Annotated in this window: 1 protein-coding gene; it reads right to left on the bottom strand. The window is 41.6% G+C overall.

Features of this window, described 5'->3' with window-relative positions; genetic code table 11:
• Window positions 1-291 (bottom strand): hypothetical protein (locus tag K6T82_RS24150; protein ID WP_223711579.1); only part of this gene is annotated, 291 nt, incomplete at both ends.

Consider the following 291-nt stretch of genomic DNA (forward strand, 5'->3'; position numbering starts at 1 on the left):
TAGTATTGTCTGCAGTCTGCTGAGACAAGAACAGATTGAAAGCTTTAGAAGCATTTACATTTAGAGAACCGTCCCCTGAACTAGACAATGTGAAATCATTGTTGATGTAAGTCAGTTTTACAGTAGCCGATTTTGTTTTAGCATCCTGGTTTGTAACTGTGAACACGATATCATGCGCACCGCCGGTTGTTCCGATGTACTGGCCGTTCGAAGAACCTTTTGTTACAGGAATAACTTCTCCCGCAGTATAAGTAGTTCCGTTGTAAACGAAAGTACCAGTTCCTGAAGTTG

It is taken from the genome of Flavobacterium potami (assembly GCF_020026915.1).
Taxonomy (GTDB): domain Bacteria; phylum Bacteroidota; class Bacteroidia; order Flavobacteriales; family Flavobacteriaceae; genus Flavobacterium; species Flavobacterium potami.